Origin of the sequence: Methylobacterium sp. ME121 (assembly GCF_000974725.1) — a bacterium.
In the GTDB taxonomy this organism is placed as follows: Bacteria; Pseudomonadota; Alphaproteobacteria; order Rhizobiales; family Beijerinckiaceae; genus Methylobacterium; species Methylobacterium radiotolerans.
Window position 1 is genome coordinate 18,895 of the sequence record NZ_BBUX01000039.1, and the last position, 12,825, is coordinate 31,719.

Below are 12,825 nucleotides of genomic sequence, written 5' to 3' on the forward strand. Positions count from 1 at the left end.
CGTTATCCACAAGCCGCCGGGCACCGGCCCGACGCGGAAAACCGCGCCCGCGAGCGGCTCAGCGACGGGCGTCGGCAGCGGCCGGCGCCTCGTCGGCCGGCACGGCGTGCCCCTCGGCCGCGAGGCCCTGGAGTCCGCCCTCGACGAGGGCGTTCGAGGCCGTCTCGAGACGCTCCTGGGCCAGCGACTGGAACGCCTGGCGGGGCAGGCCCGGGGGGATGGGCGGCAGGAACTCGATCACGGCCCGGCCCGGCCGGCGCACGAGGCTGTTGCGCGACCAGAACAGCCCGGTGTTCAGCGCGACGGGCAGGCAGGGGACGTTCAGGGCGGTGTAGAGGTGCGAGAGCCCCTGCTTGTAGGCGGGCGGCGCCCCGACCGGACGGCGGGTCCCCTCGGGGAAGATGATGAGCTGGCGCCCGTCCCGGATCGCCGCGCCGGCGGCGGCGTTCATCAGGCTCATGGCCCGGGTGCCCTTCGACCGGTCGATCGCCACCATGCCGCTGCGCGACAGGTACCAGCCGATCAGCGGGATGAGCAGCAGCTCCTTCTTCAAGATGTAGGCGAAGTTCGGCAGCACCGTGCAGAGGGCCAGGGTCTCCAGGGCCGACTGGTGCTTGGCCGCCACCAGCAGGGGGCCGGGCGGGATGTTCTCCAGCCCGCGGAACTCGACCCGCGTCCCCGCGACGACCCGCAGGAGCCACAGGGTGATCCGCCCCCAGGCGCGGGCGAGCCGCAGCACCGACCGGCCGGAGACCAGCATGGGCAGGCCGGCGAAGGCCAGGACCGTCGTGACGGCGTAGAAGCAGATGTTAAAGGCGAGAGAGCGCAGGGCGAGCATCGGAAACCGTGTCGTGGCGGCTCCCCTGTAGCGCGCCCGCGCGTCCGGGGCCAAGGGCGGCGTCGCGGGAAGCGTCAGGCCCCCTCCGGGCGATGCCGGTCCCAGAGAAGGCCGGCGCCGCGCCCGGCCACCAGCCAGTAGACCAGCCCGGCGCTGGCGCCGACCGCGAACAGGATCAGCGTCAGGCGCGCCTCGCCGGCGAGGAGGGCGGCGTCGCGGGCGCCTCCGCCGGACCGGAGTGCGCCGCGCGTCAGCCAGGGGAGGGCGGCGGTGAGCAGCCCGCAGCCGGCGCCGTACCACAGGACGCCGCGGCGCCCGAGGATCTCACCGCCGAGACCGATCAGGGCCGGGGGCACGAACAGCAGCGCGAACAGCGCCTTGGCGAGGCCGGCGAGGAACAGGGCGAGCCCCTCCGGCGGCAGCCCGGCCGAGAGGTCCGACAGGGCCATGTCGAGGCCGGCGAGCGCCCCGCCGGTCAGCCAGGCCTGCGCGTCCGGGTCGACGAGGAGCGCCAGGACGAGGACCGCGAGGCCCGCGGGGACGGCGAGCAGGAGGGCGAAGGCCCCGAGAATCAGGCGACCGAGGGCGTACATGCCGCGAGCCTCTACACCGGGCGCCCCCGCCCGTCGCGCGGAAGCCGCGCCCAACCCTCGCGGATCCGGCGCGGCCTCCGGGTTCTGGCGGCCCGGGCTCGGCGGCCGCGCTGGCCGTCAGCCGTGGGCCGGGGCGGCGCCGCCGGGATCGCCGTGCGTGTGCTTCTTCCGGAATCGGCCCAGCCAGATCGAGAAGTGGCGGATGACCACGTAGAAGACCGGCGTCAGGAACAGGCCGAAGAAGGTCGCGCCGATCATCCCGAAGAACACCGCGGTGCCGAGCGCCTGGCGCATCTCGGCGCCGGGGCCGGTGGCCACGACCAGCGGCAGGGTGCCGAGGATGAACGCGAAGGCGGTCATCAGGATCGGGCGCAGGCGGAGACGGCAGGCCTCCACCGCCGCCTCGACCGGGCCGCGGTGCTCCCGCTGCTCGATGTCGTGCGCGAACTCGACGATCAGGATCGCGTTCTTCGCCGCGAGGCCGATGAGCACGATCAGGCCGATCTGGGTCAGGATGTTGTTGTCCTGCCCCCGGAACTGCACGCCCGCCAGGGCGGCGAGCACGCCGGTCGGCACCACCAGCAGGATCGCGAGGGGCAGCGCCCAGGATTCGTACTGCGCGGCGAGCACGAGGAAGACCAGCAGCACGCCGAGGGCGAAGACCGCGCCGGCCGTGCCGCTCGCCGCCTTCTGCTGGTAGGCGATCTCGGTCCAGTCGTAGGAGTAGCCGTCGGGCAGCGCCTTCTTGGCGATCTCCTCCATGGCGTTGAGCGCCTGGCCGGTCGAGACGCCGGGCTTGGCCACGCCCTGCACCGGGACCGAGTAGTACAGGTTGAACCGCTGCACGATCTGCGGCCCGGTGACGTCCCGCACCGAGGCGAGCGTGCCCATCGGCACCAGCGCGCCGGTGGAGGAGCGCACCTTGATCTGCGAGATGTCCTGCACCGACGTGCGGAAGGCCGCGTCGCCCTGCAGGCGCACCTGGTAGATGCGGCCGAGGGTGTTGAAGTCGTTGACGTAGGTGCCGCCGAGATCCGCCTGGACCGACGAGAACACGTTGGCCAGCGGCACGTTCAGCATCCGCGCGATGGTGCGGTCGATGTCGAGGAAGAGCTGCGGCGTCGAGTTGTCGAAGGTCGTGAAGACGCGCTGGACGTCCGCGCTCTGGTTCGCCTGGGCGATGACCTCGCCGGCGGCGGCCATGAGCGGACCGATGTCCGACGATTGGCGGCTCTCGATCTGCATCTTGAAACCGCCGCCGTTGCCGAGACCGCGGACCGGCGGCGGCGGGATGACGATGACCCGCGCCTCCTGGATGTCGGACGTGGCCTTGAGCACCTCACCGGTGATCACGGCGGCGCTCCGCCCCTGCTCGGCGCGCTCCTTCGCCCCCTTGAGGGTCAGGAACATCACGCCGGCATTGGTCGTGTTCGTGAAGGTGGCGCCGTCGAAGCCCGCGATGATCACCGCGTTGGCCACGCCGTCGACCGTCCGGGCCTGCTTGGCGGCGCGCAGGCACACCTCCGTGGTGCGGTCGAGGGAGGAGCCGGAGGGGAGCTGGACGACGCCGATCAGGTAGCCCTGATCCTGGTCGGGGATGAAGCCCGTGGGCGTCGTCTGCGCCAGATGCAGCGTCCCGGCGATCACCGCCGCGTAGACCAGCAGCATCACGCCGAGGCCGACGATGCCGCCGGTCAGGACCCGGATCAACCGTCCATAGGCGTTCGACGTGGCGTCGAAGGCGCGGTTGAAGCCGTTCGCCAGCCAGTTCACGAACCGGGTCAGGAAGAACTTCGGCTCCTTGCGGGCGTGGTGGGGCACCAGCAGCAGCTTGCAGAGCGCCGGCGACAGGGTCAGCGAGTTGAAGGCCGAGATCAGGGTCGAGGCCGCGATGGTCAGCGCGAACTGCTTGTAGAACTGGCCCGAGATGCCCGGGATGAACGCCGTCGGCACGAACACCGCGGCGAGCACCAGCGCGATGGCGATGACCGCGCCGCCGACCTCGTCCATGGTCTTGTGCGCGGCATCGCCCGGCGACAGGCCCTCGGCCATGTTGCGCTCGACGTTCTCCACCACCACGATCGCGTCGTCGACCACGATGCCGATGGCGAGCACCAGCCCGAACAGGGTCAGGTTGTTCAGCGAGAAGCCGAAGGCCGCCATCGCCGCGAAGGTGCCGATCAGCGAGACCGGGATCGCGATGACCGGGATCAGGGCCGTCCGCCAGCTCTGGAGGAAGACCAGCACCACGATGACGACGAGGCCGACCGCCTCGAACAGCGTCTTGTAGACCTCGTGGATCGATTCCTCGATGAACTCCGTCGGGTTGTAGGCGATGCGGTACTCGACGTCCGGCGGGAAGTTCTTCTTGACCTCCTCCATCACCTTCTTGACCGACGCCGCCGCGTCGAGAGCGTTGGTGCCCGGCCGCTGGAAGGCGCCGATGCCCACCGCGGGCGTGTCGTTGAGGAACGAGTTGGTGGTGTAGTCCTTCTGGCCCATCTCGACGCGGGCGATGTCCTTGACCCGGACGAGGCGCCCGTCCTGCGCCTTGATGATCACCTCGGCGAACTGCTCCGGCGTCTTGAACCGCGCCTGCGACTGCACGACGAGCTGGAACGCCTCGCCCTTGGCGGCCGGCGGACCGTTCAGCTGGCCGGCGGCCACCTGGACGTTCTGCTCCTGCAGGGCGGTCGTGACGTCGGTGACCGAGAGGCCGTAGGCGGCGAGCTTGTTGGGGTCGACCCAGACGCGCTCGGCGTACTCGTTACCGCCGAAGATCGTGATGTCGCCGACGCCGTCGAGGCGCAGCAGCTCGTCGCGGATGTTCAGGTAGATGTAGTTGGCGAGGTAGTTCTGGTCGTAGGTCTTGTTCGGGGAGAGCAGGTGCACGACCAGCATCAGGTCGGGCGAGGCCTTGCGGACCGTGACGCCGAGGTTGCGCACGTCCGGCGGCAGGCGCGGCTGCGCCACCGACAGCCGGTTCTGCACCAGCACGTTCGCGATATCGAGGTTGGTGCCGACCTTGAAGGTCACGGTCAGCAGCATGTTGCCGTCGTTGGTCGACAACGACGTCATGTAGAGCATGTTGTCGACGCCGTTGACCTCCTGCTCGATCGGCGTCGCGATCGTGGCGGCCACGGTCTCGGCGTTGGCGCCGGGATAGGAGGCGCGCACCGTCACGGTCGGCGGCACGATCTCGGGGTACTGCGAGACCGGCAGGCTCTCGTAGGCCACGAAGCCGAGGATCAGGAAGACGATCGACGTGACGGACGCGAAGATCGGTCTGTCGACGAAGAAGTGGGCGAAACGCATCGGTCAAACCTCTGAGGCCCGCCGGTCTCCCGGACGGGGCCCTGCGTCGTCGGTGCGGGGCGCGCCGCGGGGCGCGCACGAAGGCGTTCGTGTCGAGCCGCGCGGGCTCAGGTCTTGCTCGGCGGCAGCTCGATCGTCTCGGGGGTGACCTTCGCGCCCGGACGGACGCGGGACAGGCCGTTGACCACCACGGTCTCGTCGCCCTTCAGCCCCGACTGGATCACCCGGTAGCCGTCGACCTTCGGCCCGAGCACGACGTCCTTCTGCTGGATCACGTTCTCGGGTCCGACGATGTAGACGATGCGCTTGTCCTGGTTGGCGGACACCGCCTCGTCGGGCAGCAGGATGCCCTGGAACGGCTTGGTCGCCGGCATCGAGACGATGCCGAACAGGCCGGGCTTGATGAACATGTCGGGGTTCGGGACGGTCGCGCGCAGCAGGATCGTGCCGGTGGCGTTGTCGACGCGGTTGTCGACGAAGTCGAGGGTGCCCTTGCGGGTCGGCTTCGCCTCCCCGGACAGCGCGATCAGGATCGGCACGCCCTTGCCCTGCTGGGTCTGGCCCATGCCGATGCCGAGGCTGTTCTGGTACTTGAGGAACGACTTCTCATCGACCGTGTAGCTGAAATAGATCGGGTCGAGGGACACGATCGTCGTCAGCATGGTCTGGTCGGCGCTGACGATGTTGCCCTCGGTCACCAGGCGGCGGCTGATGCGGCCGTTGATCGGCGCCTTCACCTCGCTGAAATCGTAGTTCAGCTGGGCGTTGTTGAGGGCGGCTTGGGCGCTGTCGACGTCGGCCTGGGCGGTCTGCGAGGCCTGCCGCCGCTGGTCGGTGACCTGCTCGGAGATGTTGCCGCTCCGGGACAGGGTCTGCGCGCGCTCCAGGTCCGTCTGCGAGAAGGACTGGCGCGCCTTGGCGGAGGCCAGGGCCGCCTGGGCCTGCTCCAGCGCCGCCTTGTAGGGGCGCCGGTCGATCACGAACAGGACGTCGCCCTTCTTCACCGTCTGGCCGTCGACGAAGTTGATCTTCTCGAGGTAGCCGGTGACCCGGGCGCGGACCTCCACGTACTCGATCGCGTCGAAGCGGCCGGTATACTGATCCTGCTCGACGATCTGGCGCACCACGGGCTTGGCCACGGTGACCTTGGGCGGCGGGCCGCCCGGCGCCTGCGCGCGGGCGGGGGTCGCGAGGGGCCCTGCCGCGAGACCCGCGATCAGGCCTGACAAGACGGTGAGAAGGCTGGGAAGCCGGCTGCGCATCGGGTCCTGCTGTCCGTTGGCCGACCGTCCGGTCGCGCCGAGCTTGACGATTGTTCCGCCGCGGGTGCGCCGTAACCCGCGGTCGACGGTGTTGCTTGTGCGCGACCGCACATCACGGCCTCGCGAGCCGGATTGAAACGGTTGATCAGTCGACGGTTTCGCCAGCGCTGTACCAGTCCTTGAAGCCGCCCTTGTAATGTTCGGCGAGGTCGAGCCCGGCGTTCTGCGCGGCCATCAGCGCGTGGACGGAGCGGACGCCCGCGGCGCACGAGAAGACCGCCCGCCGGCCGTCCTCCGCCACGAGGGCCGCGACCGCCCGCGGATCGAAGCTCGAGAGCGGGTGCGAGACGGCGCCCGGGATGTGCCCGGCCGCGTATTCATGCGGTTCACGGACATCGATGATCAGCATCGAGCCGTCATCGAGCCCGCGCTTGACCGTCTCGCGATCGAGGTCGACCACCCGCATCGGCAGGATCTCCGTTCCGCCCGCTCTCGGCCAGGCTGGTTGACTGACGCTTTTCCTTATTCGTCAGACCTCGGCGGCGCAACGTGCGTCGTCGGCGCGCGACCGGCCGGCAGCCGCGCCGACCGTTGCCGGCCCGGCGCGGGCCGGCCCCCTCTCAGAGCGCCGCGAGGGTCGGCGCCACGGCGGCGAAATGCGCGGGCCAGTCCGGCGGCCGATACCCGTCGAGACGACCGGCCAGCTCGGACCGGAGGGGCGCGCCGGGCCGCGCGAGCGCCTCGATCGCCTCGATCCAGCCCGGACCGTCCAGGGGATCGCGGAACAGCGCGAAGCTGTCGGCGATCTCGCGATGGACCGCGATGTCGGAGGCGACGACCGGCAGCCCGGAGGCCGCGGCCTCGACGACGGGAATGCCGTACCCTTCGGTGAAAGACGGCATCAGCAGGGCGGTGCAGCTGCGCATGAGCGCCGCTAGACCGTGCGTGGACAATCCCGAGGCCTCGATGACGTGGGCGCGCACGCCGGGGCAGCGCTCCAGCATGTCGATGGCGCTCTCCGCCTCCCAGCCCCGGCGACCGACCACGACGAGCCGGGGCGCGGCATTCCCGTGGCGCTCGGCGAGGAGCCGCCAGATCTGGAACAGCAGCAGATGGTTCTTGCGCGACTCGATGGTGCCGCAGACCAGGAAGGTCGGCCGGTCGGGCGTGAACCGGGGTCCGTCGCGCCCGAAGGCGGGCTCGACGCCGAGATGGCCCACGGCCACCGGCGGCCTTCCGAACCCCTCGGCGGCGAGGTGCGCGAGGGTGCGCCGGCCGGTATCCTCCGAATTCACCAGGATGGCGGAGGCGTGCCGCCCGATCGTGCGCAGGCGCGCCCGGTGGCGGTCGGCCTCGCCGGACCGGCCGTATTCCGGATGGGTGATCGGGATGAGGTCGTGGACGAAGAACGCCGCCCGGACGTCCCGGCGGGTATAGAGCCAGTCGAACCGCCGCGGGTCGTCGAGGCGCAGGTGCGAGGTGTGCAGGTAGAGCGCGTCCTGGGGCAGGACGGCGACCGACCGGCCGCGCAGCGCGATGTCGACGGTCTTGCGCGCCTGGATCCGGCGCCTCTCGGCGGACCCGGTCCGCGGCGCGGCGAGCGGCGACGGCGGGGCGGCGGGATCGCCGCACCGGGACGCGAGCCGCCGGTAGACCGGGTCCGACCCGGCGTCCCGGTCCTCGACCCATCCGGCCGCCACCGCCTCGACGATCTCCAGCGCCTGCGCGCGATCGAGGATGCGCGGTCCGAAGGCCGTGGCGACGACGCCGACGCCCGTCTCCGCCCGGCCGAGATAGGCGCGCGCGTAGGCGAGGTCGACGCGGTCGATGCCCGACGGGCTCGCGTGGCGCAGCCGCGTGACGAGGCGCGTGAGATCGAAGGCGATCGGTCGGTCCGTCATGATCCTCGGGCAAGTGTCGGGGTGAGGCCTCCCCGTAGCGGGCCTGACCCGCGAGAGCCAGCATCTCCGCGCGGCCCGCGCGCGCCGGAGGGCTTGCGCGGGCGCGGCGCGGAGGCTAAGAGCCGCGAGCCCTAGCGGCGTCGGAGTGTAGCGCAGCCCGGTTAGCGCACTAGTCTGGGGGACTAGGGGTCGTGGGTTCGAATCCCGCCACTCCGACCATTAGAGCCTTCGGGCAACAAGGCTTCTCCATCAACGGCCGCCAGTCCGCCCGCAGGCCGAGGCGGAACGGACGGCGCACGGGGAACCACGGGGCGCCAGAACCGCCCATGGGGCGACTCACGCTCTCCTCGCGGTCTGTGCACTGCTGGGCGCGGCGGGTAGCCGAAGCCCGTGGCCACGCATCCGACCGTCTCCGAGCCTCGCGCGGCCCCGAGGCCTCCGACCAGGAGACCGGCGCCGCTCAGGGAGCGAGCCGCGCGCTGGCACGGCCGGAGGCCAACGGCTTGGCGAGTGGCGAGACCCACTGAGACGGGACGCTGGCGCGCACCCCGCTGAGAACGCTCCCCGCGGCTGCCAACGACCTACCCGGGTATGCGGAGCGGCATCGCCCCGCCCCGAAGGCGGACGGTCGGTGGAGGCGAAGCCTCACGCAGCGCGCCTGTCCAGATGCAGGTACCGGGGGTCGAACTCAGCAACCTCCATCAATTCCTCCCACGCCTCGATCACCAGCGTGCGGCTGCGGAGCGTGATCAGGGCTCGGCTGCGCAAACCCATGAGCACGCGGTTGATGTGGACGGGCGTGAGACCCAGCGCATCCGCCAGGTCCATCTGCGTGATCGGCATCGGGCAGCGGTAATCGCCGGCGAGCCCCACAGCCTGGAGCTTCAGGTACATCTCGCAGAACAGGTGTGCGATCCGCTCGTCGGCCGAACGGCGGCCCAAGCCGGTCATCCAGGCGCGGAAGATCGCCGCGTCGATCAAGGTATCGCGCCACAGGAGCGCGGCGAGATCCGGCAAGCGTGCGGTCAGAGCGCGCAGGCTCTCATGCGAGATGAAAGCGACGGTCGTGTGCTTCATCGTGGCGAGGCTGTGATCCATGGTCGGCAGGTGCAAGCTCTGCAGATCCGGGATATCGCCCGGAACGTGGAACGACAGGATCTGCCGCTTGCCCTGGTTGAGCAGCTTGTAGCGGCAGGCCCAGCCGTCGAGGATCAGGCAGCATTGCGAGGACGTGTCGCCGTCGCGCACGATGTCCTGGTGCGCGCCGAAGACCTGCGTCCTCACGGGCAAGCTCTGGATGGCCTCACGCTCGACCTCGGAGAGGGCGGTGATGCTTTCCAACTTGCGAATGAGAGCTGATGTCACTTGCCTATCGGGGGCTGACGGCATGTCGCTCCACCTTCGCCTTGCAGGTGGAAGCGCACGGCTCTCCCAGTCGCCGACACCTGTCGCGAGTCAGCCGACGATGTCCATCATCTTAAACATGCTATAACAGGATTTCATGACGTAAATCAATTTGTGTGAGAATATATATTCCCATTGTCCTCGGAACCACGCCGGATTTCGTCCGTTTTCACCGTCGCCCAATATCGCGTGGTTCGCGCGAAATCGCTCTCTGGCTCAACGTTTCCGGCGAGATTTCGGCGGCCCGCGCGGCGAATGCACGCGTTCCTCGTTCGCCGGTGCGCGGAAGAGACTTCATTCTCCCGCGCCCGATGAGTGTCGCAGGCGGATCGGATCGCGACGGCCGCTCCGATGCATGCTCCACTCGCAGCGGGCAGACCGCTCCCCACGAGCGGTCATTCCGCAGGCGACCCAGCCCGGTCGCCCGAACCGCTCGGGCCCTCCCGAGCGCGGTCCATCGCCGATGAAGCTGCAGGGTCGTCGTCCTGACACGCGTGCCCTGGAGACCGCCGTCGGCAACGGCGCGAAATTTCACGTGGAAGCACCGATGCCCCTCAACGCTGTCGACCTCGCGAAGCAGCTCATCCGGTTCCGGTCGATCAATCCTCCGGGTGAGGAGAAGGAATGTTCCGAGTTCATCGCTCGCCTGCTGACCGGATACGGGTTCGATGTCGTCAGCTACGAATTCGCCAGGGATCGGCCAACGCTGGTCGCGCGCATGCCTGGGACGGCCAACGGCAAGCCGCTCTGCTTCACTGGGCACATAGACGTCGTGCCACTCGGGTCGAACGAGTGGCAATTCCCTCCCTTCGACGGGATCGTGCAGGATGGCCGGCTGTACGGCCGCGGCGCCAGCGACATGAAGGCGGGCGTGGCCGCGTTCGTGGCGGCTGCGTGCAACCTGATCGAGGACGGGCGCAGCTTTCACCGCGGTATCACGCTCGTGATCACCGCCGGAGAGGAGACCGGATGCGAGGGCGCATTCCACGTCGCCCGCGAGAAGGGTCTCGGGCCCGCCGAACTCCTGATCGTGGCAGAGCCGACGTCGAATGCCGCCCTCTTCGCCCATAAGGGCTCTCTCCGCGTCGTCGTGACCGCGCGCGGGCGGACGGCGCATTCCTCGATGCCGCACGAGGGCGAGAACGCGATCAGCAAGGTCGCGGAGTGGATCCGGAGGCTCGAAGGCTACGATTTCGGCGCCCGTCATCCACTGCTGGGCAGCGCCACGGCCTGCGTCACCACCGTCCGCGGTGGAGAGAATATCAACTCCGTCCCTGACTGCGCCGAGTTCACCGTGGATATCCGGACCCTCCCGGATCAGAGACACGCGGCGCTCGTCGCCGAACTCGGCCGCCTCTTCGGATCCGAGGCCGAGATCCGGATCGTCACGAGCTTCCCGGGCTTCGCGACCGAGCCGGACGATCCGTCCGCTGCCCCGCTCCTGGCGCTGCTGCGAGAGCGGACGGGGGCCGCGGTGGAACCGGCCGGGGCACCCTACTTCACCGATGCGTCGGCTCTCGTGCCGGCTTTTGACGGTGTCGCCACGCTGATCGTCGGCCCCGGCGAGGCGGCGCAGTGCCACAAAACGGATGAGTACTGCCTCGTGGAACGGATCGAGGAGGCGCAGGCGATCTACAGAGACTTGATGCTCCGCATGTGCTGCGGCCGCGCCGAGTGAGGCCCAGCGACAGGCGCCGTTCCCCCCTTCGGAATCGTGACCCGGGGAGTCCGCGGTTCGGATGCCGCCGCGCCGACCGCTCCTCGTCCGCGACAAGCGATCGGCCGCACGGGCCCGGACGAGCGCCATCTGGATCTTGGCGCCGTCCGGGCCGGCCGGACCATGCCGACCCGAGATCGAACCGGCCGCGAACCGACAGATCTCGGACGTCCGTCGTCGGGCCGGTGGCCGCCGATCTACGCGCGCCCGAAGTGACGGAGCACGAGGGGCTCGGCCCGGGCCAGCCTGACGCCGCGCGGCCGCGAGCGGGCGCCCCGTCCAGCGAAGAGGGCCAGGCCGACGAGGCCGACCGATCCGGTCAGCGCCACGGCCACGCACCACCAGAACGCGACATCAAGCATGACTGTTCAGGGGCTCCGGTTGAAGCTGGAACTCTCGGACAGCACGGTAAACGGAGCGTTAAACGCCTGTTCGACCGAAGTGCGCCACCGTTTTCGGCGACCGCGCCGTGTACAATCCATCCGGGCGCGCCGCATTCGGGCACCCGAACCGGCCAGTGACCGATCCGAAAGCGGATCCGACGCCCAGTCGATGAGGGTCGGGAACGGAACCCTGCCGCTGCGTGGTGACCGAGGCCGCCCTGGAGGCCGGCGAGCACGTCTACTCCGAGGAGCCGCTCGCCATGGAGTACGCCCGGACCGGTGCGCCGGCAGAACGCGCCGAGGCGAGGGGCCTCTCGCCGAGCGGCGCAGCCGCGAGCATGCTCGGCGAGGCGCGCGACCGTGGAGGCCGTCGCGTCCGGCGAGATCGGGTCGGTCCGGCCCGTCTCGGATTCGTGGGCCAGCCGGGGCCCGGTCCTTCTCCGGTCGCCGAGCGCCGCCACACCGACGCGGCGGGCCGCTAGCGCGCCGCCGGGCTGAGGGTCAGGGTTCCGCGGAATGGCTGGGACCTGTCGTTCACGCTCGTGCAGCCGTAGGGATACTGGCCGGCCGCGATCGTCCGCACGCGGATCTCGCCCTGGCCGTTCTGCTTGACCGTGTAGCCGTCGTTGCTGGCCACGTGCACGACGTCGCCGTCGTGGTGGAGCACGTTCTTGTTCTCGAAGATCTGGGGCGCGGTCAGGACGATCTGACTCGTGGACTTGTTCTGCACCCGGATGCTGACATCCGACTCGGCGGGCAGACGCAGCTCGGCGGGCGCGCATGTCGCGGCTCCGTTCTCCGTGGTCATCGTCAGGTCGACGGAGGGCATCGCCTCGGCCGCACGGGCGCCATCGGCGAGAGAGCCGGTCAGCGAGCCGACGCCCAACCCGGCCGCGACGGCCGCCGCCATGCGCCAAGCCGGACGTGCGGCCCCGAGCCGGAAACCGGATTCAGACATCATACGTGGTCTTCCCGCCGTGTCGTTGTGAGGAGTGACACTGGCTCAACCACACGGAGCAAGTCGCAGTTCAAACGGGCCGGGGACCGAATGACGGCCCGGAGGCCATCAGCGCGCCGCGCCTGCCGCCTTGGCGGAAGGGAGCTTGCGCAGGATCCGCGCGATATGCGCCCGCAGGGCTGACCTCTCAGTCACCGGCTCGGCCTGCCCGGCAGAGGCGGTCGGCTCCTGGAAGGTCGCGAGAAGATCGGTCATCGACGCCGGCGCTGTGATGGGAAGCCGACCGTACCGCAGGGCTTGGCCGTTGAATACATCATTTCATAGATTTTCACGATCGGAACACAAAGTGTTTGGACCTACGATAACCGCAGTATCCTGGCGACAATAGCGACCGCGCCTTGCCGGCGTCGACATTCCCGCTCACGGCGCGCGGCGCCGCTGTCTTGCGAAGAAG

12 protein-coding genes and 1 tRNA gene are annotated in these 12,825 nt (G+C 69.8%); 3 read left to right on the top strand and 10 right to left on the bottom strand.

Translation table 11 applies throughout. The features are described from left to right. Window positions 1-58 precede the first annotated feature (58 nt). From ME121_RS21125 to ME121_RS21150, 6 genes are all read right to left on the bottom strand, one after another. A complete protein-coding gene (locus ME121_RS21125) occupies window positions 59-838 on the bottom strand; it encodes a lysophospholipid acyltransferase family protein (RefSeq protein WP_012319407.1) in 780 nt (259 codons plus the stop codon). A gap of 74 nt (window positions 839-912) precedes the next feature. After that, window positions 913-1,431: a hypothetical protein gene (locus tag ME121_RS21130; RefSeq protein ID WP_059409548.1), complete on the bottom strand. Its 519-nt coding sequence runs from the start codon at window positions 1,429-1,431 to the stop codon at window positions 913-915. Window positions 1,432-1,548: 117 nt separating this feature from the next. Continuing rightward, a complete protein-coding gene (locus tag ME121_RS21135; RefSeq protein ID WP_012319405.1) occupies window positions 1,549-4,746 on the bottom strand; it encodes an efflux RND transporter permease subunit in 3,198 nt (1,065 codons plus the stop codon). A gap of 107 nt (window positions 4,747-4,853) precedes the next feature. Continuing rightward, window positions 4,854-6,008 (bottom strand): efflux RND transporter periplasmic adaptor subunit, encoded by a 1,155-nt coding sequence (locus ME121_RS21140; RefSeq protein ID WP_012319404.1) that lies wholly within the window; start codon window positions 6,006-6,008, stop codon window positions 4,854-4,856. A gap of 145 nt (window positions 6,009-6,153) precedes the next feature. Then, a complete protein-coding gene (locus tag ME121_RS21145) occupies window positions 6,154-6,474 on the bottom strand; it encodes a rhodanese-like domain-containing protein (RefSeq protein WP_012319403.1) in 321 nt (106 codons plus the stop codon). A 154-nt stretch (window positions 6,475-6,628) separates the two neighbouring features. Beyond that, on the bottom strand, window positions 6,629-7,909 hold the full coding sequence (locus ME121_RS21150) for a glycosyltransferase family 4 protein (protein WP_012319402.1): 1,281 nt from the start codon (window positions 7,907-7,909) through the stop codon (window positions 6,629-6,631). A 141-nt stretch (window positions 7,910-8,050) separates the two neighbouring features. On the opposite strand from ME121_RS21150, the gene ME121_RS21155 reads away from it, so the two are divergent. Then, window positions 8,051-8,128: transfer RNA gene (locus tag ME121_RS21155), tRNA-Pro, on the top strand. Between the two features lie 426 nt (window positions 8,129-8,554). On the opposite strand, the gene ME121_RS21160 is transcribed toward ME121_RS21155, so the two are convergent. Beyond that, a complete protein-coding gene (locus tag ME121_RS21160) occupies window positions 8,555-9,298 on the bottom strand; it encodes a Crp/Fnr family transcriptional regulator (protein ID WP_024829971.1) in 744 nt (247 codons plus the stop codon). A gap of 478 nt (window positions 9,299-9,776) precedes the next feature. On the opposite strand from ME121_RS21160, the gene ME121_RS21165 reads away from it, so the two are divergent. Beyond that, complete coding sequence (locus tag ME121_RS21165; protein ID WP_165851055.1) at window positions 9,777-10,991, top strand: M20 family metallopeptidase; 1,215 nt, start codon at window positions 9,777-9,779, stop codon at window positions 10,989-10,991. Window positions 10,992-11,227: 236 nt separating this feature from the next. Here ME121_RS21165 and ME121_RS33960 read toward each other — a convergent pair whose 3' ends face one another. Beyond that, window positions 11,228-11,392 carry a hypothetical protein gene (locus ME121_RS33960; RefSeq protein WP_179239996.1) on the bottom strand — a complete coding sequence of 55 codons (165 nt, stop codon included), beginning with the start codon at window positions 11,390-11,392 and terminating at the stop codon, window positions 11,228-11,230. A 221-nt stretch (window positions 11,393-11,613) separates the two neighbouring features. Between ME121_RS33960 and ME121_RS21170 the strand changes: the two genes are divergently transcribed. Beyond that, window positions 11,614-11,895 (top strand): hypothetical protein, encoded by a 282-nt coding sequence (locus tag ME121_RS21170; protein ID WP_059409550.1) that lies wholly within the window; start codon window positions 11,614-11,616, stop codon window positions 11,893-11,895. On the opposite strand, the gene ME121_RS21175 is transcribed toward ME121_RS21170, so the two are convergent. Beyond that, complete coding sequence (locus ME121_RS21175; RefSeq protein WP_234742051.1) at window positions 11,892-12,374, bottom strand: cupredoxin domain-containing protein; 483 nt, start codon at window positions 12,372-12,374, stop codon at window positions 11,892-11,894. The two genes, ME121_RS21170 and ME121_RS21175, sit on opposite strands and share 4 nt — an antisense overlap. Window positions 12,375-12,479: 105 nt before the next feature. Beyond that, window positions 12,480-12,626, bottom strand: coding sequence for a hypothetical protein (locus ME121_RS33965; protein WP_158682005.1), 147 nt, complete (start codon window positions 12,624-12,626; stop codon window positions 12,480-12,482). Between the last annotated feature and the right edge of the window lie 199 nt (window positions 12,627-12,825).